Annotated in this window: 16 protein-coding genes; 6 read left to right on the forward strand and 10 right to left on the reverse strand. The window is 70.2% G+C overall.

The window, feature by feature from the left end:
• The first annotated feature begins 78 nt into the window (after positions 1-78).
• Complete coding sequence (locus ACFWV3_RS11815) at positions 79-969, forward strand: LysR family transcriptional regulator (protein WP_382410989.1); 891 nt, start codon at positions 79-81, stop codon at positions 967-969.
• Between the two features lie 3 nt (positions 970-972).
• Here the strand turns inward: ACFWV3_RS11815 and ACFWV3_RS11820 are convergent, their stop codons facing one another.
• Together ACFWV3_RS11820 and ACFWV3_RS11825 are read right to left on the reverse strand one after the other, a co-directional pair.
• The gene (locus ACFWV3_RS11820; protein WP_382410991.1) at positions 973-2,589 is read right to left on the reverse strand and encodes a tannase/feruloyl esterase family alpha/beta hydrolase; all 1,617 of its coding nucleotides are present in this window, start codon (positions 2,587-2,589) and stop codon (positions 973-975) included.
• 13 nt (positions 2,590-2,602) lie between these two features.
• Positions 2,603-3,988, reverse strand: coding sequence for an MFS transporter (locus tag ACFWV3_RS11825; RefSeq protein ID WP_382410993.1), 1,386 nt, complete (start codon positions 3,986-3,988; stop codon positions 2,603-2,605).
• Between the two features lie 145 nt (positions 3,989-4,133).
• Between ACFWV3_RS11825 and ACFWV3_RS11830 the strand changes: the two genes are divergently transcribed.
• Positions 4,134-5,813, forward strand: a complete 1,680-nt coding sequence (locus ACFWV3_RS11830) for a helix-turn-helix domain-containing protein (protein WP_382410995.1) — start codon at positions 4,134-4,136, stop codon at positions 5,811-5,813.
• On the opposite strand, the gene ACFWV3_RS11835 is transcribed toward ACFWV3_RS11830, so the two are convergent.
• Both ACFWV3_RS11835 and ACFWV3_RS11840 read right to left on the reverse strand, forming a co-directional pair.
• On the reverse strand, positions 5,796-7,409 hold the full coding sequence (locus ACFWV3_RS11835) for a long-chain fatty acid--CoA ligase (protein ID WP_382410997.1): 1,614 nt from the start codon (positions 7,407-7,409) through the stop codon (positions 5,796-5,798). The two genes, ACFWV3_RS11830 and ACFWV3_RS11835, sit on opposite strands and share 18 nt — an antisense overlap.
• A gap of 402 nt (positions 7,410-7,811) precedes the next feature.
• On the reverse strand, positions 7,812-8,660 hold the full coding sequence (locus ACFWV3_RS11840; RefSeq protein ID WP_382410999.1) for a LysR family transcriptional regulator: 849 nt from the start codon (positions 8,658-8,660) through the stop codon (positions 7,812-7,814).
• 69 nt (positions 8,661-8,729) lie between these two features.
• Here ACFWV3_RS11840 and ACFWV3_RS11845 point away from each other — a divergent pair, with 69 nt between their 5' ends.
• Both ACFWV3_RS11845 and ACFWV3_RS11850 read left to right on the forward strand, forming a co-directional pair.
• Positions 8,730-9,590, forward strand: coding sequence for a DMT family transporter (locus tag ACFWV3_RS11845; protein ID WP_382411001.1), 861 nt, complete (start codon positions 8,730-8,732; stop codon positions 9,588-9,590).
• Between the two features lie 26 nt (positions 9,591-9,616).
• Positions 9,617-11,617, forward strand: coding sequence for a neutral/alkaline ceramidase (locus tag ACFWV3_RS11850; RefSeq protein WP_382411003.1), 2,001 nt, complete (start codon positions 9,617-9,619; stop codon positions 11,615-11,617).
• Here ACFWV3_RS11850 and ACFWV3_RS11855 read toward each other — a convergent pair.
• Entirely contained in the window at positions 11,610-12,659 is a 1,050-nt protein-coding gene (locus ACFWV3_RS11855; RefSeq protein WP_382411005.1) for a saccharopine dehydrogenase NADP-binding domain-containing protein, read from the reverse strand. The genes ACFWV3_RS11850 and ACFWV3_RS11855 overlap by 8 nt on opposite strands.
• An 88-nt stretch (positions 12,660-12,747) precedes the next feature.
• Between ACFWV3_RS11855 and ACFWV3_RS11860 the strand changes: the two genes are divergently transcribed.
• Positions 12,748-13,320: a TetR/AcrR family transcriptional regulator gene (locus ACFWV3_RS11860; protein WP_382411007.1), complete on the forward strand. Its 573-nt coding sequence runs from the start codon at positions 12,748-12,750 to the stop codon at positions 13,318-13,320.
• A 66-nt stretch (positions 13,321-13,386) separates the two neighbouring features.
• Complete coding sequence (locus tag ACFWV3_RS11865; RefSeq protein WP_382411009.1) at positions 13,387-14,322, forward strand: alpha/beta hydrolase; 936 nt, start codon at positions 13,387-13,389, stop codon at positions 14,320-14,322.
• On the opposite strand, the gene ACFWV3_RS11870 is transcribed toward ACFWV3_RS11865, so the two are convergent.
• The 5 genes from ACFWV3_RS11870 to ACFWV3_RS11890 all read right to left on the reverse strand — a co-directional run bounded on the left by ACFWV3_RS11870 (position 14,319) and on the right by ACFWV3_RS11890 (position 24,454).
• Positions 14,319-14,732: a hypothetical protein gene (locus ACFWV3_RS11870; protein ID WP_382411011.1), complete on the reverse strand. Its 414-nt coding sequence runs from the start codon at positions 14,730-14,732 to the stop codon at positions 14,319-14,321. The genes ACFWV3_RS11865 and ACFWV3_RS11870 overlap by 4 nt on opposite strands.
• Before the next feature lie 6 nt (positions 14,733-14,738).
• Positions 14,739-15,590 carry a universal stress protein gene (locus tag ACFWV3_RS11875; RefSeq protein ID WP_382411013.1) on the reverse strand — a complete coding sequence of 284 codons (852 nt, stop codon included), beginning with the start codon at positions 15,588-15,590 and terminating at the stop codon, positions 14,739-14,741.
• A gap of 52 nt (positions 15,591-15,642) precedes the next feature.
• Positions 15,643-18,972, reverse strand: coding sequence for a CARDB domain-containing protein (locus tag ACFWV3_RS11880; RefSeq protein ID WP_382411015.1), 3,330 nt, complete (start codon positions 18,970-18,972; stop codon positions 15,643-15,645).
• 25 nt (positions 18,973-18,997) lie between these two features.
• Positions 18,998-22,810 (reverse strand): discoidin domain-containing protein, encoded by a 3,813-nt coding sequence (locus ACFWV3_RS11885; protein ID WP_382411017.1) that lies wholly within the window; start codon positions 22,808-22,810, stop codon positions 18,998-19,000.
• Positions 22,811-23,128: 318 nt separating this feature from the next.
• A complete protein-coding gene (locus tag ACFWV3_RS11890) occupies positions 23,129-24,454 on the reverse strand; it encodes an alpha/beta hydrolase family protein (protein ID WP_382411019.1) in 1,326 nt (441 codons plus the stop codon).
• Positions 24,455-24,960: the final 506 nt, after the last annotated feature.

Here is a 24,960-nt window from a genome sequence, read left to right on the forward strand (position 1 = left end):
CCACCGTGCGCCGCACCGGCCATCAAGTCCAACGAATGTCGAAGCTGACGATCATCACTTTCTGAGATACTCGCTGGTGTGGACCTCCGTCAGCTCGAGTACTTCGTCGCGATCGCGGACGAGGGCACCTTCACCCGCGCCGCGGCCCGCGTGCACGTCGTCCAGTCCGCGGTGTCGGCCGCCATCAAGACCCTGGAACGCGAGCTCGGCACCACGCTGCTCGACCGCAACCCGAAGCGCGTGCGGCTGACCGAGGCCGGCGAGGCGCTGCTGCCGAAGGCGCGGGCCGTGCTGGAGGCGGTCGGCGAGGCCAGGGACGCCGTCGCCCAGGTCGAGGGCGGCCTCACCGGCACCGTCCGGCTGGGCATGCTGAACGCGATGACGCTGATCGACCTGCCGGCGCTGCTCGGCGAGTTCCACCGCCGCCACCCCGGCGTCCTGGTCCGCACGAGCGCGGCCACGTCGGGCTCGGTGGGCCTCGTCGAGCAGCTGCTGGACCGCAGGCTCGACCTGTCGTTCGTGTCGCTGCCCGGCGAGGTGCCGGACGGGGTCGTCGTCGACGAGCTGGCGCACTCGGTGATGGACCTGGTCGTGCCGACCGGCCACCCGCTGGCCACGCGGGCGGAGGTACCCATCGGCGACCTGGCCGGCCTGGACTTCATCGACTCACCGCTGGGCTACGGCAACCGCGCCGTCGTGGACCGCGCGTTCGCCGCCGGCGCCGTGCCCCGCCGCGTGACGCTGGAGATCTCCGACATCTTCACCGGCGTCGACTTCGTGCGGCACGGCCTCGGCATCGCCCTGCTGCCGGGCTACATCCTCCGCGACGCGCGGGACGTGACCCGGCTGCGGGTGACCGGGGCGGACCTGTGCTGGCCGCTCGGCCTCGCCCGCCCGGCCGGCCGCACACCGAGTGCGGCGGCCAGGGCGTTGATCGCGGTGGTGCACGAGGTGTTCAGCGCCGCCTGAGGCTCACCTCGCGCAGACGAAGCTGGACGCGCTGTCCGGGTCGCCGCCGCGGTACCGCGGCCACGCCGGGTACTCGCACAACGGCCGCGTTCGGGCGTGCGTGAGATCGGTGACCACCTGGTGTTCCGGCGACCGGCCGCCTTCCGCCCAGCGTTCGAGCGCCGTCAGCGAGTCCCAGCCCGCCGCGAGCGCCGGTGCGCCGAAGTTCGCGTGGTTGGCGCCGGGAATCACGTAGTACCGCAGGAAGTCCCGCGTCGACGGGCCGGCCACGTCGCGGACCCGCTCGTAGTAGTCGTTGGTCGAGCGGTGCGAGACGAGCTCGTCCGCGGAACCGTGCACCATCAGCAGCTTGCCGCCGGAGCGCGCGAACGGGCGGAGGTCGGCGTTGTTGCGGTCCATGACCGTGGACAGCCGGCTGATCCGGTCGAGCCACTCGCCGGGATGCCGCGGGTCCACGTCGAGCGAGTTGGAGGACGGGTCGCGGGTGAGGAAGTACTTCACCCACTGGTCCCAGTACTGCATCCCGTAGCCGCTCGTGACCGGCATCGGGTTTGCGGGCGCGGTGGTGCCGAACCCGAGGAACGGCGTGCGCATGTCCGCGCCGGACAGGAACGGGAAGCCGGGGTACTGCGTCTCGCCGCTGGCGACCCGGTAGTTCCAGCGGAACGGCGTCGACATCGCCTTCACCGCGTCGATCTGCACGTCCGACAGGCAGCCGGGGCCGGTGTCGGCGCCGCCGGGGCACCGCAGCACGCGCGGGTCGAGGGTGCAGCGGGGGTTCGAGACGATCCCGTCGGTGACCCCGTCCGCGCCGTCGCACGCGGCGATCACGCTGGTGTACAACAAGGTCTGCTTGTCCGGACCGGGGAACGCGCCGGGCCGGGACAACACCTGCGTGAGGTAGCCGAGGTAGAGGCCCTCGGCGAGGTTGTTCCACGCCGGGAACGCCGAGATCACGCCGTCGAACGTCGTGGGCCAGCGCTGCGCCACGACCAGCGCCTCCCTGCCACCGGTCGAGCCGCCCGCGAAGTAGGTCTCGGTGGGACCGCGCCCGTAGGCGTGCCGGATCAGGAACTGACTGGCGTCGTGCGTCTTCTTCAGCGCGTCACCGGCCGAGAAGTTCCTGACCGCCTCGTCGTTCACGCCGAACGACCCGTCGAGCGACGGCACGGCCGCCGGACCCTGCTGGTGGCCGGAGTCGCTCGCGAACGTGGCGTACCGGCGGGCCAGCGGCGCCAGGGCGTCCGCGGCGGCGAACGGCACGGTGCCCGTCACCGCGGGGATGGTGCCGTTGTAGCCACCACCGCCGAACATCAACCCCTTGCGGTTCCACCCGAACGGCAGGGCGACGCGCAGCTTGATGTCGGGCGCCGCCGGGTCGACGGGGTGGACGTCGGCGTCGACCTGGCAGTACTCGACGGTCTGTCCACTCACGACGGAGGACGTCACGACCGCCGCCGTGACCTGGCCGCCGGTGGTCGGCAGGCTGATCACCGAAGCGGGGATCTTCAGTTGGCCCAACGACGCGCACGAGGGCGTGGTCGGGGACGAGGCGACAGCGGGCTGGGCACCGAGCAGCAGGACCGCGGCGGCCAGCACCGCGAGACGGCGAGTTCGCACGGCAATGGGCCTTTCAGCGGTAGAGGTGCGTGCCGGGGACGGCGTGCGGGTCCGCGCGGACCTCGGCCGGGTTCGTCTCGGGCAGGAAGTACGCGCAGACGAACGTGACCAGGCCCATCAGCGTGATGTAGGCCGCCACCGGGAGGGTGCTGCCGGTCTCCGCGATGAGCGCGGTCATCAGGAACGGCGTGCCACCGCTGATGATGATCGCGGAGAGCTGGTAGGACAGCGAGGCGCCCGAGTAGCGGACGTTGGGCGCGAACAGCTCGCCGAGGAAGCTCGCGATCGGGCCGTAGGTGAGGCTCTGGAAGACGAACCCGGTCACCACGGCGACGAAGATCAGCGGCAGCGACGCGGTGTTCACGAGCCCGAAGTACGGGAAGCCCCACGCCGCGACGCCGAGGCCGCCGATCAGGATCAACGGCCGCCGGCCGATCCGGTCGGACATCCACCCGGACCAGGGCATGACCGCGAGCATCGCGACGGAGCTGAGCAGCACGACGGTGAGCAGCCCGTTGCGGTCGAGCTTCAGCGACGTGGTGCCGTAGTTCAGCAGGCCGGCGATGCTGACGTAGAAGAGGCTGTTGGTGGCCGAGAGGATGCCGCAGGCGAGCAGGATGGTGCCCCACTTGCCGCGGACGACGTTCGCCAGCGGCGCGCGGACGACGGCGCGCTCGGGCCGTTCGACCTCCTTCTCCAGCGCGCGGAACTCCGGCGTGTCCTCCACTTTGGACTGGATGTACAGCACGACGGCGAACATCACGATGCTGACCAGGAACGGGATCCGCCAGCCCCAGGACAGGAACGCGTCGTTCGGCATCAGGCCGCTGGCCGCCACGAAGATCAGGTTCGAGATGATGACCGCGACCGGGACGCTGGTCTGCCCGAACGTGCCGGCGAACCCGCGTTGCTTCGGACCGGCGGACTCGGTGAGCAGCAACATGATCCCGCCCCACTGGCCGCCCGCCGCGAGGCCCTGCAGGAACCGCAGCGTCACCAGCAGGATCGGTGCGAGCGCTCCCACGGCCGACGCCGTCGGCAGGCAGCCGATCAGGAACGTCGCGCCGCCCATGAGCGCGAGGCACGTGACCACGACCGGCTTGCGGCCGTACTTGTCACCGAAGTGCCCGGCGAGCACGCCGCCGATCGGACGCGCCACGAAGCCCGCCCAGAACGTGCTGAACGCGAGCAGGGTCCCGGTCAGCGCCGAGGACTGCGGGAAGAACACCTTGGGGAACACCAGCGCGGCCGCGGTGCCGTAGAGGAAGAAGTCGTACCACTCGATCGAGCTGCCGATCAGCCCGACGGTCAGCAGCTTCCGGAAACCTCGGCGCCGCACCGGGGACTGTGCGGACTCTTCGGCGGACTGTTCGTCGGGCTGGGCCAGAGGGGTTGCCATACATGCCGCCTTCGTCGATGAACCGGCAGGTGATGACGGCCAATGCTAGGGCGGCACCACGATGTGGTTGAGGTCTGGATCACACACGCCTGGCCCGCGTTCGGTGGACCATTCCTCCACCTCCGCTTGGGGAAGAATGTGCCGGGTGACCATCGACCCGAGTGAGGAACCGGACTCGCACGCGCTCGTGCGCCGGCAGCGGGAGCTGGCGTCGTTGTACGCGACGGCCAAGTCGCTCACCGCGCTGGGCGAACTGGACGACGTGCTGCAGTCGATCGTCCGGCACGCCCACGACCTGATGGGCACGGACTTCACCTACCTCTCGCTGGTCGCGGACGGCCGGCTGTCGGCCAAGGCGGCGGAGGGCACGATCTCGGGGGCGTTCCTCAGCGCCACCATCCCGGCGGGTGTCGGGCTCGGCGGCAAGGTGCTCGCCACCCGGCGCCCGCAGTGGGTGAGCAACTACGCCGCCTCGACGCTGATCGACCACGACGCGGGCTTCGACCGCCTCGTCGTGACGGAGGACCTGGTGGCGCTGCTGGGCGTGCCGCTGGTGATCCGCGACGAGGTGGTGGGCGCGCTGTTCGCCGCGGACCGGTCGGAGCGGTCGTTCCATCCCGGCGAGATCGCGCTGCTGAGCGCGTTCGCCGACCACGCCGCCGTGGCACTCGACAACGCGCGTCTGTACGAGGAGAGCCGCACGGCGTTGCGGGAGCTGCGGGAGCACGTCGCCGTCGTCGAACGGGCGCAGGCGATCCACGAGACGTTGACGGGTGTGGTGCTGCAGGGCGGCACACCGGCCGACGTCGCCCAGCTCCTCGCCGGGCAGCTGGGCGGCACCGTGGTCGTGCTCGACCGGGCCGCGGGGCACCACTCCGGCCGGGTCACGACCACCGTCGACGCCCGCGGCGTCGCGCACAGCGTGGCCCCGATCCGCGCGGGCGACAGCTACCTGGGAGCGCTCTCGTGGAGCCGGGAGGCGGTGGCGGAGCGCGGCGTCTCCGACGACATGGACCTGCGCACCCTCGAACGGGCCACGCACATCCTCGGGTTGCTGATCCTCAAGGAACGCGCCGTCGCCGACGCGAGTGAACGCCTCAGCGGTGAGCTGCTGACCGAGCTGATGGTCGGCAGCCCCGGCATCAGCCCGTCCCAGCGCACCCGCGCCGCGGCTCGTCACATCGACGCCGACCGGCTCACCCTGGTCCTCGTCGCCGAGTCGCCGGCGCTGTCCTCGACCGACCTCGCCCGGCACCTGCACGACATCGCCAGGGACAGCGCGGGACTCGCTGGCGAGCACCTCGGCCGGGCGACGGCGATCGTGCCGAGCACCGACGACGACCACACCGCCGAGCAGGTCCACCGCAGGCTCCGGCGCGCGGTCGGCGTGCCCGTCGCCGTCGTGGGGGAGCGGGCGGCAGGCCACGACTGGGCGCGCGCGTTCTCCCTGGCCCACCGCTGCGCCTCGGTGATGCGGGCGATCGGGCACACCGACCGGGGCGTCACGACCGCCCGCTACGCGCTCTACGCCCTGATCTTCGACACCGAACGGGTCCGCGAGCTCGACCGCTTCCTGGAGGCGTCCGTCGGCCCGTTGGTGGACTACGACCAGCGCCGCGGCACCGACCTGGTCGGCACGCTGAGCGCCTACTACGACCACCGTGCGAACGTCGCGGCGACGGCGCGCGCGTTGCACGTCCACGTGAACACGTTGCTCAAACGGCTGGACCGGGTGAGCGACGTGCTCGGTGCCGACTGGCGCAGCGAGAACGACCTGGAGCTGCAGCTCGGGCTGCAGCTCTACCGGTTACGCGATCCGGGCTGAGTCGCGCAGGGCGCTCTTCGACAGCTTGCCGGTGCCCGTCTTCGGCAGCGCGGTCCGGAACACGACCTCGTCGGGCAGCCACCACTTGGCGACCTTCGGCGTGATGTGGCGGACCAGGTCGTCACCGGTGGCGGCGCTGCCGTCGCGCAGCACGACGTAGGCCACCGGGCGTTCGCCCCACTTCGGGTCCGGCCGCGCGATCACCGCGACCTCGACGACGTCGGGGTGCGAGGTCAGCGCGCTCTCCAGCTCGACCGAGGAGATCCACTCGCCGCCGGACTTGATCAGGTCCTTCATCCGGTCGACGAGGCGGATGTAGCCGTCGGTGTCGATGGTGGCGAGGTCACCGGTGCGCAGCCAGCCGTCGTCGGTGAAGCTCTCGGCCGAGTCGACCTGGAAGTAGCCGCCCGCGACCCACGGACCCGCGACCTGCAGCTCACCGACCGCCTGGCCGTCGCGCGGCAGCTCCACGCCCGTCTCGACGTCGGCGATCCGCAGGTTCACCAGCGGCAGCGGCTGGCCCTGCGCCGCCCGCACCGCGACCAGCTCCTCGGCGGTCGCGTCCTGGTGCCGCGTGCGGGTGCCGCCGATCGTCCCGACCGGACTGATCTCCGTCATGCCCCACGAGTGCGTGATGGGGACGCCGATCGCGACGCGGTAGGTCTCCGACAACGCCGGGGCGATCACCGACCCGCCGCCGAGCAGGAACCGCGTGGAACCCAGGTCGTGGAACGCGAGCTGGGGCACGAGGCTCGTCCACACCGTCGGCACGGCACCGGCGACGGTGACGCGTTCGGACTCCATCAGCGACAGCAGGTGGGTCGGGTCCGACGACGGGCCGGGCAGCACCAGCGACGCGCCCGTCATCATCGCGCCGTACGGGAGGCCCCAGGCGTTGGCGTGGAACATCGGCACGATCGGCATCACGACGTCGCTCTCGCACAGGCCGATGAACCCGGCCGCGAGCGTGCCCAGGCAGTGCAGGACGGTCGACCGGTGGCTGTAGAGGACGCCCTTGGGCGGGCCGGTCGTGCCGGAGGTGTAGCAGAGCCCGGAGGCGAGGTTCTCGTCCGCGAGCGTGAAGGTGTCCTCGAACGACCCGGTGACCGGCTCGGCGTCCGAGACCAGCTCGTCGTAGTCCAGGACGCGCGGGTCGGCCGGGATCTCCACGTCGCTGTCGTCGGGCAGCACGACCCAGTGCCGCACCTTGGGCATGCGGTCGGCGCTCGGCCAGATCCGGGGGAGCAGCGCGCGGTCGACGAACACCACGTCGTCCTCGGCGTGGTTGACGATGTACTCGAGGTGCTCGGCCGACAGCCGGATGTTGATCGAGTGCAGCACCCGCTTGGTGACCGGCACCGCGAGGTACAGCTCCAGGTGCCGCCGCGTGTTGCTCGCGAACGTGGCGACGCGCGCACCGGCCGGCACACCGAGCGAGTCGAGCGCTGTCGCGAGGCGCCGCGTCTGCTTGGCCACGTCGGCGAAGGTGACCCGCTCTGTGCCGGCTGTGACGACCGTCTTGTGCGCGTGGAGTCGCTCGGCCCGCTCCAGGATGTGCGCGATGGTGAGCGGCCGAGGTTGCATCAGCCCGTCCATGGGATGTGACCCTAAGTTAGCTTTCGGGTCGGGGAGAGGGAGGAAAGTTCCACTTGTTCTGGTGTTGTGGCGGCGATTTCCTCCACGGGTGGTCGTTGTGGTCCTGTTGTCGTTGAGGGTTCCTGTTTCGTGCGCGGGGCTCTGCCCCGGACCCCGCCAACTGATCAAAGACCGGCCAGCGCCGTGGGCGGGTTGATGGCACGCCTGTTGCTTTCGGCGGCTTGCGGCTGTGTGCGTGGTGCGGTTCGGGTGGGGTGGTCTCGTCCCGAACCGAGGCAAGAGCGAGCCACAAGCAGGGAGGGGTGTGCCACGGCTCGGGACGGGACCACCCCACCGGAACCTCCCGATTCAAGCTCGGACTGCTCGGCTTCGCCTTCGCGCGGACGTGTGCGGGGGCACGGGTCACGCGCGGTAGGCGTCGCACGCCAGCGTGATCAGGTCGGTCAGGTGCTGAGGTGGCTGGTCCTTCCACCACGCTAGCCAGACCGCGATCAGCGGTGCGTCCGCCACGGCGCGATAGGCGACGCCGGGGCGTGGGTTGAGGCTCGCGGTGGCCTCCGACGTCATGCCCACGGCCTGCCCGGCGGCGATCAGCGTCAGCCACTCGTCGACGCTGCTCGTGTTGCGCACGACGGCGGGTGCGGTGCCCGGCTGCCACAGGTCCAGGGTGGTCGTGCCGGTGCGGTCGTCGACCGCGAGCGAGTAGCGGGCCAGGTCCGCGAGCTTGAGCGAACGCTTGCGCGCCAACGGGTTGTCCGTCGCGACCACGCCGTAGCGCCGTTCGGTGCCCAGCAACGCGGTCTCGAACCTCGGGTCTTCCAGTGCCCTGCGCACGACGGCGACCTCGGCGGTGCCCTCGGCGAGACCGGCGGTCAGCGAGTTCGACTGGACGAACACCAGCGGCAGCCCGGGATGTTCGGTCGCCCAGGCCTTCTGCACGCGCCGGGTGTGCTTGCCCAGTGCCGCCCAGGCGTAGCCGATCCGCAGCTCGGTCAGCGACTGCGCGGCGATCCGGTGCAGGTGGGCGACCTCGTCCAGCACCCGTCGCGCGCCTTCGAGGACCTGCGTGCCGACGGCCGTGAGCGCGACGTGCCGGGTGGACCGTTGCAGCAGACGTACGCCCAGCGCCGCCTCCAGCGCGGCCACCGACCGCGACACCGACGCCTGCGTGAGGTCGAGTTCCCGTGCCGCGTCGGTGAAGGTGCCCGCGTCGACCACCGCCACGAACGCCCGCACGTGCCGCAGATCCATGCGTCCAGCGTATAGGTGCAGCGGCTCATGCATTTCCCGTATCGATGCCCGCGTCGCAGGCTGGGTGTCATGAAGAGCATCAGCGGGTTCGCGACGATGACCGCCAGCGCGGCCAGCAACCAGCTCGGCGCCGCGGTGGGCGCCCACGCGTTCGCCTCCATCGGCCCGGCGGGGGTCGTGGCCGTGCGTCAGTTCGTGGCCGCCGCGGTGCTGCTGCCGGTCGCCCGGCCGGACGTGCGGAGGTTCACCCTCGCCCAGTGGTGGCCGACGGTCGCGCTCGGCCTGGTGTTCGCGACCATGAACCTGAGCCTCTACACGGCGATCGACCGCATCGGCCTCGGCCTCGCCGTCACGCTGGAGGTGCTCGGACCGCTCGGTGTCGCGCTGGCCGGGTCCCGCACCCGCCGGGACTTCCTGTTCGTCGTGATCGCCGCTGTCGGCGTGTACGTGCTGGTGCTGCCGGGTCCGAGCAGCGACTACCTCGGCGTCGGGCTCGGGCTGCTCGCGGCGGCCTGCTGGGCGGCGTACATCCTGCTCAACCGCCTGGTCGGCGCGCGGCTGCCCGGCCTGCAGGCGCCCGCCGTGGCGACCGCGATGTCGGCGATGCTCTACGTCCCGGTCGCCGTGCTGCTGGTCCTGAACGGGAAGCTGACCGGGATGGCGGTCCTCTACGCGATCGGCGCCGGCGTCTTCTGCAGCGTCGTGCCGTACGCCGTCGACCTGATCGCGTTGCGGAAGGTGCCCGCGCGCCTGTTCGGGCTGGCGATGAGCGTGCACCCGGTGCTGGCCGCGCTGGCCGGCCTGGTGCTGCTGGGGGAGCGGCTCGAGCTCCACCACTGGGCCGGAATCTTGCTCGTGGTCACCGCCAACGCACTGGCCGTCACTTGCTCTCCGTGGTCTGGATCACCTACCGTGACCCGAGAAACGTGAATCCAATTCACTTCAGCGGGGTGCTCATGCGGACGACAGTCTTGACGGTGGTAGCCGCACTCGTCGGTGCGGTGCTGGTCAGCGGCCCGTTCGCGTGGGCGGAACCCGAGCCGTACCTGGTGGGCAGGGGCATCTCGGACGTCACGGGTCCCGCCGCCGAGAACGGCATGATGGGCTACTCCAAGTTCGACCAGAAGACGACGGGCATCCACCAGCGGCTGCGGTCGCGGGCCTACGTCGTGGTCGACCGGGCCACGAACAAGCGCGTCGCCTACGTCAACGCCGACCTCGCGATGATCTTCCGCGCGGTCCAGGAGGGCGTGCTCGCCAAGCTCCAGGCCAAGTACGGCAGCACCTACACCCGCGAGAACCTGCTGCTCTCGGCCACGCACACGCACAGCGGCCCCGGCGGCCAGTCGCACAACCTCGCCTACAACCTGTCGATCCTGGGCATGCAGCCGCAGGCGCTCGCGGCGGTGGTCGACGGCATCACCGAGTCGGTCGTCGAGGCGCACGAGGACGTGAAGCCGGGCTCGATCAGCCTCGGCTTCGGCGAGCTCACGACCGCCTCGGTCAACCGGTCGCGCGTCGCGTTCGACCGCAACCCGGACAGGGGCGCGTTCCCCGCCGGCATCGACCCGCAGATGACCGTGCTCAGGTTCCGGCAGTCCGGCACCGACGTCGGCGCGATCAGCTGGTTCGCCACGCACAACACGTCGGTCACCAACGCCAACACGCTGATCAGCCCGGACAACAAGGGCTACGCGGCCTACCAGTGGGAGCACGACGACAAGGGCGTGCGCTACCTGGACGACACCGCGGGCTTCGTGGCGGCGTTCCCGAACACCAACGCCGGCGACATGTCGCCGAACCTCAACCTGAAGCCCGGTTCCGGCCCCACCGAGAACGAGTGGGAGAACGCCCGCATCATCGGCGAGCGCCAGAACCGCAAGGCGCAGGAGATCTACAACGGCGCGCAGACCGCGGTCGCCGGTGGCGTCGACTCCCGGATGCGGTTCGTGGACATGTCGGCCGTGCAGGTCGACGGCCGGTTCACCTCCGACGGCCAAGCGGGCACGACCTGTTCCGGCGTCGTCGGCGCCTCGACGATCGCGGGCAGCGTCGAGGACGGTCCCGCGATCCCCGGCTTCTCCGAGGGCATGCAGTCACCGTGGAAGAAGCTGTTCGAGCCGTTGCAGATGGAGGTCCCGCAGTGGCTGCGGGACTGCCAGTTCCCGAAGGCCTCCCTCGTCCCGACCGGTCTGATCGGTGCGACGCCGAACATCGTGCCGCTGCAGATCGTCCGGATCGGACAGGTGCACCTCGTCGCGATGCCGGGTGAGGTGACGATCACCGCGGGCTTGCGCATCCGCAAGGCCGTGGCGTCCGAGCTGGGCGTGCCGGTGCAGAACGTGCTGATCCAGGGCTATGCCAACGACTACAGCCAGTACGTCACGACGCCGGAGGAGTACGACTCGCAGCAGTACGAGGGCGGGTCGACCCTGTTCGGTCGCAACACCACGCCCGCGTACCAGCAGGAGTTCGGCAAGCTCGCCGCGTCGATGAGGTCGGGCTCGTCGTTGCCCGCCGGTCCGAACCCCGGCAAGCCGCCGTTCACGGAGATCAACCTGCAGACCGGTGTCGTGCTGGACGACAAGCCCGCCGACAAGCGGTACGGCGACGTTCTGAGCGCTCCCAAGGCGTCGTACGGCCGCGGCGAGACCGTGACGTCCGTGTTCGTCACCGGCCACCCGAAGAACAACCTGCACCGCAACGGGACTTTCCTGGAGGTGCAGCGGCAGGTGAACGGCCAGTGGGTGCGCGTCGCCGACGACGGCGACTGGTCCACGCGCTACAGGTGGGAACGCGTCGGCATCGCCTTCTCCAACGCCACGATCACCTGGCAGATCCCGGCGGACACGCCCGCGGGCACCTACCGGATCGTGCACCACGGCGACGAGAAGTCCGGCTGGACCGGCAAGATCACCGGCTTCACCGGTGCGACGGCGGGCTTCACCGTCAGCTGATCTCCGCACCCGCCGCGACGGCGAGGTCGGGGCCGAAGGCGGCCGCGGGCGTGTACGCGCCGGGCTTGCCTTCGCCCCTGGCCAGCCGCACGGCTGCCTCGGCGTTCACCGCGGCCGTGAAGTCCATGCCGTCACCGGTCTTGAGCCATCCCTCCCGGGTGGTGCCGTCCGGCCAGGTGACCACCGCGTGACCCCAGGAGTGCGCCCGCGGCTTCGGCGCCGCCTTGCCCTCGACCCCGGCCAGCCGGCCGAGGGCGAAGCGGCGCACCGGTTCCAGCGCGAACAGCCGCCCCGCGAGGGGCAGCACCGCCCTGGCCGCGGCCGAGGCCGGCATCATCGCGCTGGCGGCGGTGGCGTCGGCCGCACCGCTCGCGTTCCGCGCCGCCAGCAGTTCCGCCGTCGGCGCCTCCGACGTCGTGGCCTGCTCACCGTCGGGCAGCCGCAGCCGGTGTGCGCCCGCGCCGAGCCGCGACCTCGTCAGCTTCCCGCCGCGGTAACGGCGTCCGCCGGTGACCATGACGTCGATGATCGACGCGGCGAGAGCGGCGCCCAGCGCGCCCGCCTCCACGGCCACCGACGCGACGGCGTCGACCCGCACCTCCGCGGCCGCAGGGCGGTCCTCGCAGAGCTTCGCCACGACGGCTTCCGTTGCCAGCACGCCGAAACCGACCCCGGTGACGAGCGTGCTGCCCGCCGCCGCGGCCTCGTCGTGCAGAGCGAGCAGCCGGGTCGCCGAGGCCAGGTCGTTGGCCTGGTCGAGGTAGTGCCCGCCGCCGGACACGCAGGCGCGGGCGATGGTGGTCGCGGTCTCGGCGTAGTCGCCGATCGTGTTGATCACGACGGCCGGCCGGTCCGCCTCGATCGCCTTCGCGATGCGGTCCGCCGTGTCCGCGATGACGACCCGCAGCCCGGTGCGCGCCGCCAGCTCCCGCAGCCGCGCGCTCTCCCGGCCGACCAGCACCACCGTCTCGCCCCGGTCGAGCAGGCGGGGGAGGACAGCGCGGCCGACACGTCCGGTGGCGCCCAGGACCCAGATGCTCATGATCGTTCTCCTCGTGATGTCTCACTGTGTCGTCACCGACGTTAGCACGGGTGACGGCACAGTGAGACATCACTTGGTAGGATGAGTCGTGGCCAGGTGGGATCCCGGAACCGAAGACCGACTCAGGCGAGCGGCGCTCGACCTGTTCGGCGAGCACGGGTACGACAACGTGACCGTCACGCAGATCGCCGAACGCGCGGGCATCACCCGTCGCTCGTACTTCCGCTACTTCCCGGACAAGCGTGAGGTGCTGTTCGGCGGTTCGGAACAGCTCCCGCCGGCCCTCGTGGAGGCGGTGCGCGCGTCGTCCGAGACGTCGTTGCCGGCTATCGCCCTCGACGCCGTCCGCCAGGTCGGTGCCCTGCTGGTGGAACGCGTCGACCGCACCGCAGAACGTCGCGCGGTGATCGCGTCGAGCCCTGAGCTGCAGGAACGTGAGCGCACCAAGTCCGCCGCGATCACGGCCGCGCTGTGCGACGCCCTGGCCGAACGTGGTCCGGCGGACGAGGCTCGGCTCGTGTCGCGGCTGGTCGCCGTGTGCTTCCAGGAGGCGATCGAGCGGTGGATCGACACGGGGGAAGACTTCGTTGCCTGTCTCGACATCGTCGTTGCCGCGCTTCGTTCGACCGCGGAACTATTCCCGCTTCCGGTGATGCCATGATTACGTTGTGCACGATTTAATCGCGCACTAGTTTCATGGCATCGGACCTCATCGAAGGAGCCAGCCATGAAGCGCCCAGTGCTCGAGCCCGCCGCAGCCGAGTTCGCCGCCGCCACCGCCCAGCCGCCGTACCTGTTCGACCTGGGCCCCGAGCAGGGCCGCAAGACGGTCGACGAGGTGCAGTCGGGTGAGGTCGCCAAGCCCGAGGTCGACGAGCAGTGGGTCGAGCTCGACGGCTTCAAGGTCCGCGTGGTGAAGCCCGCGGGCGCCGAGGGCACCCTGCCCGTGGTCCTCTACATCCACGGCGCGGGCTGGGTCTTCGGCAACGCCCACACCCACGACCGCCTGGTCCGCGAGCTCGCGGTAGGCACCGGCGCGGCCGTCGTTTTTCCCGAGTACTCGCTCTCGCCCGAGGCCCGCTACCCGGTCGCCATCGACCAGAACTACGCCACGGCGCAGTGGGTGGTGAGCGAGGGCGCGACGCACGGCCTCGACGCGACCCGCATCGCGGTCGCCGGCGACTCGGTCGGCGGCAACATGGCGGCGGCGCTGACGTTGCAGGCCAAGGAACGCGGCGACGTGGCGCTGAAGGCCCAGGTGCTCTTCTACCCGGTGACCGACGCGTCGTTCGACACCGACTCGTACCTGCAGTTCGCCGAGGGCTACTTCCTGCGCCGCGACGCGATGCAGTGGTTCTGGGACCAGTACACGACCAACCCGGTCGAGCGCGCCGAGATCACCGCCTCACCGCTGCGGGCTTCCCTGGACCAGCTCGCGGGCCTGCCGCAGGCGCTCGTGATCACTGCCGAGGCCGACGTGCTGCGTGACGAGGGCGAGGCCTACGCGGACAAGCTGCGGTCGGCCGGTGTGCCCGTCACCGCGGTCCGGTACGCGGGCGCGATCCACGACTTCGTGATGTTGAACGCGTTGCGCGGCACGCACGCCGCTGAGGGTGCGATCAGCCAGGCGATCGCGTTCCTCGGCAAGGCGCTGAACGACTAACCGCGCTGCGTCCGGGTGACGTGGAACGGCGTGCCCTGCTGGCACGTCGTCATCGCCCCCGGATCAGCCCGCCCGCTCACCTCCACCACGGCGCCGGCCACCGCGATCGCGGGGTCGGCGCCGAGCAGCAGGTAGGACTCGGTGCCGGTGGTGAGGATCAGGCACCCCGACTCGACGCCGCCGGACACCGTGCCGCGGACGGTCGTCGTACCGGGCTCACCGGCACGCGACGGCAGCGTGGTGGTCGGAACGGGCGAGGACGCCACGCTGCTGGGAACGCTGGGCGCGGGTGAGCTCGGCGGCGTCGCGGTGGAGACGACCTGGGTGCGCGACGCGGGCACCTCGGCCGGTGGCACCTGACCGCACGAAGCCAGGACCAGGCACAGCAACACCGCCGCCAACCCGCGCATCTCGCGTCACCTCCGATGGACCACCGCGACCGGGCACGGCGCGTGGTGCAGCACAGCGTGGCTCACCGAACCCAGGATCGCACGTGTGACCACGCCGCGGCCGTGACTTCCGACCGCGATCAGGGCCGCACCGTCGGCGGCGTTCAGCAACGCGCGGGCGGGCGCGTCGAAAGCGACCTCCTGCGCCACGTGCACCGAGGGGTGCCGGGCGGCGTGCGGGGCCAGTTGTTCGTCGAGGAGCTTCGCCAGGTCCGCGCGGACGTGGTCGACGTCGGGTTCGGGCAGCTCGGCCCAGCCGGAGTCGTTGAAGGCGTGGATGGCCAGCAGCTCGCGGCCGTGGCGGGCGGCGTACTCGAAGGCGAACGCGATGGCGTCCGTGGACGTGTCGGAGCCGTCGACGCCGACGACCACGCGGCCCTCCAGCGGGCCGGACCGGGTGACGACGACCGGGCGGCCGGCGCTCGACACCAGTTCCACCGACGTGGAGCCCAGGACCATCTCCGCGATGCCGGTGCGGCCGGACGAGCCGAGCACCAGCAGGCCGCCGGGCTCCTCGGCGAGGACGTCGGCGGGACGGCCCAGGCGGACGTGCGTGGTGACGTTCAACGACGGGAAGCTCTGCCGGAGCTCACCGGCCAGCTCGGCCAGGTGCTCCTCGGCGGCTCGGGACATCGTCTCCTCGGTGACGAACTCCGGCACCGGGGTGGACATCGGGGTGAACACGGGTTCGGGCAACGGCCTGCGCACGGCCTGCACGACCACCAGGTCCGCGCCGCTGCGCCCGGCTTCCTCGGCAGCCCACAGGACGGCGCGCCTGGCGAGGTCGGAACCGTCGAACCCGACGACGATGGCAGACATGAAACCACCTCCGGCCGGGGAGTACCCGATCGGAGGTGGCTTCAACTGTGATCTAGTTGATGACGAACTGCGAGCCCGGCTCGATGGTGATGTTGCCGTCCCGCGAGTTGGTGATCGTCACGTTCGTGAGCTTCGCCGAGCCGCGGGCCTGGGCCATCGCGAGGATGCCGGAGCCGTTGTTCGACCTGTCGATGCGGACGTTGGTGATCTGCACGTCCGGCATGCCGCTGCCGCCGCCCTTGAACTGGATGCCGTCGTAGGTGGAGTCCAGGATCTCGGTGTCGCGGATGACGACGCCGGGGATCGGCAGGTTCTGGGAGAACAGCGTGATGGCGCCGAACTCCTGCGCCTCACCCCAGAACGCGCCGCCCGTGCGGTACAGGGCGTTGTTGGCGAGCAGTGTCGTCCCGCCGAACGGCAGCGGGTCGTGGTCGGTCGCCAGCATGATGCCGGGGTAGTTGGCCGTGTCGGAGACGATGTTGTTCTCCGCGCGGTTGTTCGACCCGCCGTAGATCGCGATCCCGTTGGCGCGCCAGGGGAGTGCGATCGTGTTGTTGAGGAACGCGTTACCACTGCCAATGTCGGTGTTCTGGTCCTTCACGTACTTCGACGCCCACACCGCCAGCGCGTCGTCGCCCGTGGTGCGGAACGACGAGTTGTGGACGGTGGAGTTGCGGGTGCCGTTGGTGAAGTTGATGCCGTCGGCGTAGGTGTCGCGGATGCGCATGCCGCTGAACTGCAGGCCGTCGCCGGGGTTCCAGCGGTCGGGCAGGTTCGCGTAGTCGCGGCCGACCCAGACGCCCACGTTGGCGTGCTCGATCCACACGTTCGTGATCTTGGTGTTCTTGCCGAACCGGCCGTTGAGGCCGACGCCGCCCTCGGCGTTGCCGTCACCGCCGCGGATCCGGCCGGAGCCGAAGATCGCGATGTCGGAGATCTGCGTGTTGTCGTCGACGTCGAACCCGAAGTTGCCCTCGTGCGGGTGGTTGATCGTGCCCGCGTCCTGCGGCTGGGTCAGGGAGAACAGCTGCGAGTGCCACATGCCGGCGCCGCGGATCGTGACGTTGCGGATGCCGACCTGGTTGTAGCCGCCGGAGTTGAACTGCGTCAGGATCTTCTTCTCCTGGCGGAACTTCCCCTCCGGGATCCAGACGCAGGGGATCTCCCCGTTCTGGTCGGCCGTCACGGCGCGCTGGATCGCGTCCGCGTCGTCGGTCTGGTCGTTCGCGGTGGCACCGTACTGCGTGATCGAGACGCAGTCCGCGGGCTTGGCCGCGGCCGGCGCGACCTGCTCGAGGTCGATCAGGTCGATCACGTAGAACTGGGCGTTGTCACCGGAGTCGCGCTGCAGCTTGAACTTCGTCCCCGCGGGGTAGGAGCTCGCGAGCAGCTGCGAGGTCTCGTCGAACAGCCTGCGGGCGTCGCCGCCCGGCCGGTTCGTGAGGCCCTCGGGGTCGTCGGTGGTGCCGTAGAGCCAGCTGTGCCGTGACGACAGGGTGAGCTTCTGCACGAACTGGTCGTTCGCGTAGAGGCTGATCGTCGCCTCCTGGCCACCGCCGGACGCGGCGTCCGGGATGGAGTTGCGCACGACGATCGAGTTCGTGCCGACCGTCGAGGTGATCTCCACGAACTGGCCCTGCGCGTCCAGCCGCACCGACTTGCGGCCGCTCGACTCGCTGCCGAAGCTGGTGTGCCCGAACGTGCGCTCCGCGTCCGCCTCCAGCAGCGTGCCCTGGTAGCGGCCCGACTCGGCCTCGTAGCTGGTGAACGGCACGGCCGCGCCGCGTCCGACCACAATGGACTGGGTCGCGGTGTTGTTGTTCTCGTTGGTCTCCGCGACCACACCGGTCGCGTCCGCGGTCGCGGTGGCCGTGGCGCCGCCGTTGGTGGCGGTCCAGGTGCCGACGTTCACCGTCACGGTCTGACCGGCGTTGATCGCGCCGGTGTTCGCGTTGAGCGTGCTGCCGCCGACGACCACGCGGGTCACGGAGGCACCCGCCGCGGACGTGCCGCGGTTGTTGACCTGCACCGCGAACGTCACCTGCTGGCCGGCCGCCGGGGACGACGGGTTCGGCGTGACGCCGGTGATCTGCAGGTCCGGTCCCGGTGCCTGGCCGACGACCAGGGGAGAGCCGGACGTGAAGGTGTTGTTGCCCTCGTTGGTCTCCGCGACCTGGTTGGCCGGGTCGACGGTGGCCGAGGCCGCGTACGACCCGGCACCCCGCCGGCCGGCGCTGACGGTGACGGTGGTCGTTGCTCCCGCCGCGAGCGCGCCGACCTGCGCGGTACCCGCGGTGGTGCCGCCGAGGGCGACGTTCAGGGTCGTCGCGCCCGAGGCGACCGTGCCGCCGTTGCGCACGGTGGCGGTGAGGCTGATCGAGTCCGCCTCACTGGGGCTGGCCGGCGACCACGTCAGGTTCGTGACCGTCAGGTCGGGTGCCGGTGCGGAGGAACCGAACACCTGGAACTCGGCGACCTGGCCGCCGGGTGCGCCGGTGTTCGAGTAGAAGTACAGCCGCACGTCCGAGGCCCGCCCGCTCACCGAGATGGTGACCGTGTTGCCGGTGGCCGGGTCGAACCGGTAGTCCGCCCGCGCCTTCAGCGTCGCGAATGCGGTCGCGCTCGCCTCCCGGCCCAGCACCTCGAAGTTCTGCGTGCGCGCACCCCACGCCGAGTCGGGGTTGAGCTTCACGACGACGGAGGTGACGTCCGCGTTCGAGCCCAGCTTCGCGGTCAGGTGACCGGGGAGGCCGTTGGACTCCCAGTACGAGCCGGTGTTGCCGTCGACCGCGTTGGCGGCCACGAAGTCGTGCACGTGCCCGGACTCCTCGACCGGCTTGCCCGCCGCGAGGTTGTCGCCGGTGGGCGGGGGTTCCACCGAGCCGGACTCGCCGTGCACCTCGAACTCGCTGAGCTGCGCGGCCTGCCAGCCGGTGTTCGCGGTGACCGTGACGCGCACGTACCGGGCGCTGGTCGCCGTGAAGTCGAGCGTCACCGTGTTGTTCGAGCCGGGCGCGAACACCCTGCCGCCGGACGCGACGAGGTCGCTGAACTGCGACCCGTTCGAACTGCCTTGCACGGCAAGCGTTTGCGTGCGCTGCTCCCAGTTCGCGGGCAGCCGCAGCACGACCTTGCTGACGCTCTTCGCGGCGCCCAGGTCGGCCTGGATCCACTGCGGGAACACACCGTTCGTGCTCTCCCAGTAGCTGCCCTGGTTGCCGTCACCGGCGTTCCCGGCCCCGTACGGGCCGTTGCTGCTGGACGCGGTCAGGTTCGCGGACAGCCGGACGACTGCTGCTCCTGCCGTGGGGGTCAGTCCGAACAGTGCGAGTGCGCTGACGACCGCAGCGCTCACCGCACGCTTGAACAGCGTGGATTTCATCGATTTTCCTTCGCGGCAGGGAGTATCAGTTGATGTTGATCTTGAAGGTGGACGTCGTGTTCCGGATGTCCTGGAAGTTGTTGCTGAACCTCAGGCCGTTGAACGTGACCTCGCCGGCGGCGGGGCCCTGGTTCGGTTCCGGCATCTCGTTGGCCCAGATGCCGAAGCCGGACTTGGCGTCGAAGGCGTCACCGGACTTGCGAGCGCCCGAGATGCTCACGTTGGACAGCACGGTGTCCTGGAAGACGTTCTCGGCGGCACCGTTGTACTTGGTCTGGAACATGATCCCGCTGTACGTCGGGTCGATGATCTCCACGTCGCTGACGCGGATCCCCGTGTACTTCTTCGACGCGGAGAACATCCAGATCGCGCCGAACGTCTGCTGGCCCCAGAAGTGGCCGCCGGAGCGCACCAGGGTGAGGCCGCTGAACGTCGTCGGCTCCGGCCCGAAGTCCTCCATGGGGTAGCCGAAGTCGAGCGAGCTGATCGTCACGGCGGAGTAGGTCAGCGTGTCCGCGATGTAGATGTTGCGGAACGTGTTGTTCTTGCCGCCGTAGACCGCGAGGCCCGCGGCACGCCACGGGGTCGTGACGCTCAGGTTCTCGAAGACGTTGTTCTGCTGACCGGTTCCGCCGTTGTCGGTGGCGGCGAACAGCGCGAACGCGTCGTCACCGGTCGAGCGGGCCTCGATGTTGGAGATCCGGTTGCCCGACGAGCCGTTCGTCATGTTGAGGCCGTCCGCATACATGTCGCGGATGCGGCTGTCCCTGATGACGTTGTTGTCGACGTTGTTGCCCCAGAACAGGCACATCATGTGCTCGACCCAGATGTTCTCGATGGTCATGTTCTGGACGCCGGCGAAGTCGAACACCTTGCCGGGGCCGTCGTTGCGCTGCGTGTAGTTGCCGAACACGGCGAACCCGCTGAACGTCGACCCGCTCGCGGACGACTGGGCGGAGAAGCCGAGGTCGGTGTTCTCCTGGGTCGTCGGGGCCTGGAACCGGGTGAACCAGGGGCCGGCGCCGATCACCTTGACTGCCTTGCCGTAGACGGTGAACTTCTGCTGCGTCTGGTAGGTGCCCGCGGGCAGGTAGACGCCGACCAGCGTGCCGGTCGTGTCCATCCGGACGCGGTCGAGCGCGTTCTGCACGTCCTGGTGGGTGAACCCGGCGGGCACGGCGTACTTCGCCGCGTCGGGGTTGCCGGCGGCCGTCACCTGTTCGAAGTTCACGAAGTCGATCGCGTAGTTCGTGGTGTTGGCCGCGTCCTTCTGCAGCTTGATCTTCGTGCCCGCCGGGAACGTCTGGTTGAGCATGACGTTCGCCTCGTCGTAGATGTGGCGCGGCCCGCCCGACCCCGGCGAGTTGTTCGGGGACGCCTCGTTGCCGTAGAGCCACATGTACTTCGACGTCAGGTCGATGGCCTTGTGGAGCTGGCCGTTGACGTAGACGTTGAGGGTGCTGGTGATGCCGCCGCCACCGGAGCTGTCCGGGATGGAGAACCGGGTGACGAGGGTGTTGGTCGGACCCGCGGTCGTGAACTCGACCGACTGGCCCGTGCCGTTCAGCGTGACGGCCCGGCGGCCGGACGCCTCACCGGCGAGGTCGCCGATCGTCCTGTTCGGGCTCAGGACCTGCGCGCCGCCGCCGACGGTCGCGTCCTCGGCCTCGGCCTCGACGTGCTGCCACGGGACGCTGGCACCGCGGCCGATGAACAGCGACTGCTCGCTGGTGTTGTTGCCCTGCTTGGCGGGGATCTCGTTGCCGTCGTTGGCGATGGTGGTGCGCACCGTGTAGCGGCCGTCGGCGGCGGTCCACGTGCCGAGGTTGACCGCGGCGGTCGTGGCGCCGGCGTTGATCGTGCCGGAGTGGCTGCCGGTGAGCGTGCGGACGGCCTGGCCGCTGCTGTTCAGGATCGTGACCGTGATGCCGTGGGCGCCGGACGCGCTGTTGCTGGTGCCCTGGTTCTTGATCGCGACAGTGAACGTGGTGGTCTGGCCGTTGCCCGGGTTGCTCGGCGACCAGGACGGCACCGCGACGAGGTCGGAGCTCGGCACCGGCGTCACGACGATCCGGTCCGGGTGGACGCGGGCGTTGTTGGACTCGTTCTGCTCGGCGACCTTCTTGGTCTCGTCGACCTTGGCCGTGTACTCGTAGGAACCTTCCGGACGTGCTTGGGTAGTGATGTTGACATTCGCCTGTGCGCCGGCGGCGAGAGCGCCGACCTGGGTGGTGCCGACACTCGCGGTGCCGAGGAAGAACGTGACGTCAGTGGCTGCGCTGGCCGCCGCGCCCGCGTTGCGGACCGTCGCGTTCAACGTGATCGGGTCGGTCTCGACGGGGCTGGTGGGCGAGAACGACGTGCCGGTGACGGTGAGGTCGGGGTTCGGGGCAGGGGTGCCGAACACCTGGATCTCCGCCACCTGGCCGCCGGGCGCGCCGGTGTTGGACGTGAACCGCAGCTGGACGTCGGCGACCCGCGCGCTCGCGCTGATCGTGACGGTGTTGCCGCTCGCCGGGTCCCAGCGGTAGTCGCGGCCGGAGACGAGGCTCGTGAAACCGGTGGCGTTCTGCTCGCGGCCGAGGACCTCGACGTTCTGCGTGCGGGCACCCCACGCCGTGTCGGGGTTGAGCTTGACCGCGACGGAGCTGACGTCGGCGTTCGCTCCCAGTTGGACGGTCAGCGTGCCGGGGAAGCCGTTGGACTCCCAGTAGGTCTGCACGTTGCCGTCGTTGGCGTTGGCGGCGACGAAGTCGTGCACGTTGTTGTTGGCCGTGACGGGCTTGCCCTGGGCGAGGTTCGTGCCGCCGGCGCCCTCGCGGGTGACGGTGTTGCTGGCGGGGGACTGGTTGCCCGCCGCGTCCTTCGCGACCACGTGGTAGGTCACCCGCAGCCCGTCCGGCTGGCTGTCGGTGTAGGTGGTGCCGGTGACGGTCGTGCGCAGGCTGCCGTTGGCGTAGACGTCGTACGCCGTGACGCCGACGTTGTCGCTGCTGGCGTTCCAGGTCAGCCGGATCTGCCCGGACTGCGGCTGGGTGAGGGCGAGGTTCTGCGGCGCGGACGGCGCCTGCGTGTCACCCCCCGTCGGCCCCTGCACCTCGAACTCGCTGATCTGCCCGGCGGGCCAGCCGGTGTTCGCCGTGATCCTCGCTCGCACGTACCGCGTGGTGGCGGCGGTGAAGTCGATGGTGGCGGTGCTGTTGCTCGCGGGGTTGAACTCGTACCCCTTGCTGGGGACGAGGTCGGTGAAGTTGGTGCCGTCGGTGCTGCCCTGGATCGAGAGGGTCTGGGTGCGCGTGCCCCAGCCGTTGGTCGGCAGCTTCAGCACGACCCGGTCGGCCTTGACCGCCGAGCCCAGATCGGCCTGGATCCATTGGGGGAACGCGTTGTTAGCGCTCTCCCAGTAGGTGTTCTGGTTGCCGTCGCCGGCGTTGCCGGGGCCGTAGTTCTGGTTGGTGCTGCTGGCGCTATAGGTGGCCTGGAGCTGCGCGCTCGCCGCGGCCTCGCGTACCTCGATCTTGGCCGTGGTCTTGGTGGCGCGGACGTGTTTCGTGACCGTCGGGTCGACCTTGAAGGTCGCCTTGCCGTTCTGGAAGTCGTGCGGCCCTTCCGCCACCAGCGTCGACCAGCCTCTGCCGTCGAGACTGGTCTGGATGGCGAAGGTCTCGGTGCCGGTGCGCGGCGCGGAGAGCGTGACCTGGTCGATGCGGGTCGGCTTCGCCAGGTCGAGGCTGACCGCCGCGGCCTGTGCGGCAGGGGTGATCGTCAAGGTCGCCGCGGCCGTGACCAAGGCCGTCAGCGGGGCTAGCAGGGAGCGAGCGCGTGTCGTCGATGACATGGCGTGCTTGGCCCTTCTCGGTGGGGACGCGAGGGGGTGTGGCGCGCCTCACCGTAGAAGTGACTAGCAGATTACCGCAATATCTCGACGTGATTGCGCAAATTTGCGACATCCAGCTTTCTGCTGGAAAGACGCTGGTTCGTTCGGGTGTCCGGTCGGCTCCGCTGCGTGCACGACGCCGACCACCAGCGGCGAATTGGTTGCGCCGCGGTCAGGTTCGTGCCCGAACGTCCTGCGGAAATTGGTGTTTGCGCGGTGGTCCCGGTTTGCGGCCGCTTGCGGTCTCTTTGCGACTGCTTCCGCAAGCTTGCGCAAGTTTCACAGCGCCGCGAACAATCTTCTGGCACGGTTCAGCAGATCCAGCCTGTGCTCACGCTGCCGCAGCGAGTGCCCCTCACCCGGATAGACGACGAGCTCGGAGTGCTTCACCGCCGCGTGCAAGAGCTCGGCTTGCTCCAACGGCACGTTGGTGTCCTTCTCCCCGTGCACGATCAACATCGGCGTGGTGATCTTGTGGGCGTAGGTGATCGGACTGTGCTCGGGACTGTCACCGAGAGCGGCCTCGAACGCACCCCACTCGCCGTTCGTGATCTGCCTCGGCCAGTCGGAGATGCCGGCGCCCACGAGCGCGGCCTTGAACCTGTCGGTTCTCGTCGTGGCCCAGGCGGCCAGGAACCCGCCGTGGCTCCAGCCGGAGATGCCGAGCCTCGTCCGGTCGGCGATTCCGTTGCCGATCAGGTGGTCGATGCCGGTTTCGACGTCTTGCCACTCTTCTCGGCCGACTCGTTTCTCGACCGCTTGGGCGAACTCGTGGCCTCTGCCCAGGCTTCCTCTCGGGTTGGGGAGGAACGCCGCGATGCCCTGGTGGGCGAACCACTGGGCGGACGGGACCCAGTGGAGTTGCAGGTCGTCGGCCCAACGGTCGTAGGGGCCGCCGTGGATCAGGGTCACCAGGGGGAATGGGCCGTCGTTTTCGGTCTTGCCTGGCGGGAGGACCAGTAGGGCGTCCAGTTGCAGGCCGTCTTCGGCTTGGTAGCGGAGGCGGGATTGGGTGCCCCAGTCGGCGTTCGGGGGTGGGCGGTGGGATGGGCGGTGGGAGCCATTGATCCGGGCCAGGAGGGTTTCCGTTCTGGTGTGGCTTTGTGGCGCGCTCTTGGGTCCGGTCGTGCTGTTCTGTGGGCTCGCGCCGCCTTGCTCGTTCGCGCTGTCGTGCTCGCTCGTGCTGTCGTGCTCGCTCGCGTTGTCGATCTTGCCTTCGCGCCCGCCGTCGGCTTGGCCGTTGGTTCGGCTGAGACGGTGGAACTCCGTGTCCAGGCCGGCGGCAACCACCATGATCGGCGCGTCGCCGTCGTCCTGGACGAGCTCGACGGGGCAGGCCCGCATGCCTGCGGTGAGGTTGCGGTGGCGCTGGTCGAAGACGGCGTTGCCGCCCTGCAGATGCGGCGGCGTCAGCGCCAGGTACACGACCTCGTCGCCCCACCACACCGGATTGCCCGCGTCAGCCGGTGTCGGACCGAGGTCGACGACGGTGCCATCCGGGTGGACGACGTGCAGCGCCGGGTTGAGCAGACCGGGATCGATCTTCGTGCTGGACCAGGTGATCACCGCCCGCCGCCCGTCCGGGTGCGTGGCCACCTCGGCCACGTGACGGCCCGGGATCCTGATGTCGGTCGGCGGCTGCTTGGTCTGGGGTGGTGGGCAGTGGTCGACTGCCATCTCATCGGTCAGTTCTCGCACCACGCCTCCTTCTTCCTTGGCAGGTCCCGCGGCCGCCGCCGCGTGGCCTTGCCGCACCGGTGGCGCTGCCTCGCCGCACCCGTGTCGCCACAGAACGCCGATGCCAGGTCGTCGTCGCCTCACCTCCCTCACCTTGCTCCCTCGCCTCGCCGCCATCTCGCTGCCGCCGCCCGCCCCCTTCCGCTTGCGGGGAAGGCGATCAAGAGTTCCGGACGACTAACAGACGCGGCCACGCGTGGATCAGGACGAGGTTCACCTGTCCGGGTGAAGAGAGGGAGTGGTGGGGGGAGGGAGCCCCCCCCCCCCACCCCCGGCCCCCCCACCCACTGAGGAGGGAGGGGCCCCCCCCCCCCCCCCCCCCCCTCCCCCCCCCCCCCCCCACCCCTCCCCCCCCCACAACCACACCCGCTCCT

The sequence above is a fragment of the Lentzea sp. NPDC059081 genome (genome assembly GCF_042738015.1).
Classification (GTDB): Bacteria; Actinomycetota; Actinomycetes; order Mycobacteriales; family Pseudonocardiaceae; genus Lentzea.

Coding starts and splice junctions, on each gene's coding strand:
- ACFWV3_RS11885 (WP_382411017.1), bottom strand. CDS start 22,810: ATGTCATCGACGACACGCGCTCGCTCCCTGCTAGCCCCGCTGACGGCC.
- ACFWV3_RS11840 (WP_382410999.1), bottom strand. CDS start 8,660: ATGGATCTGCGGCACGTGCGGGCGTTCGTGGCGGTGGTCGACGCGGGC.
- ACFWV3_RS11880 (WP_382411015.1), bottom strand. CDS start 18,972: ATGAAATCCACGCTGTTCAAGCGTGCGGTGAGCGCTGCGGTCGTCAGC.
- ACFWV3_RS11850 (WP_382411003.1), top strand. CDS start 9,617: ATGCGGACGACAGTCTTGACGGTGGTAGCCGCACTCGTCGGTGCGGTG.
- ACFWV3_RS11865 (WP_382411009.1), top strand. CDS start 13,387: ATGAAGCGCCCAGTGCTCGAGCCCGCCGCAGCCGAGTTCGCCGCCGCC.
- ACFWV3_RS11845 (WP_382411001.1), top strand. CDS start 8,730: ATGAAGAGCATCAGCGGGTTCGCGACGATGACCGCCAGCGCGGCCAGC.
- ACFWV3_RS11835 (WP_382410997.1), bottom strand. CDS start 7,409: ATGGACGGGCTGATGCAACCTCGGCCGCTCACCATCGCGCACATCCTG.
- ACFWV3_RS11855 (WP_382411005.1), bottom strand. CDS start 12,659: ATGAGCATCTGGGTCCTGGGCGCCACCGGACGTGTCGGCCGCGCTGTC.
- ACFWV3_RS11825 (WP_382410993.1), bottom strand. CDS start 3,988: ATGGCAACCCCTCTGGCCCAGCCCGACGAACAGTCCGCCGAAGAGTCC.
- ACFWV3_RS11870 (WP_382411011.1), bottom strand. CDS start 14,732: ATGCGCGGGTTGGCGGCGGTGTTGCTGTGCCTGGTCCTGGCTTCGTGC.
- ACFWV3_RS11875 (WP_382411013.1), bottom strand. CDS start 15,590: ATGTCTGCCATCGTCGTCGGGTTCGACGGTTCCGACCTCGCCAGGCGC.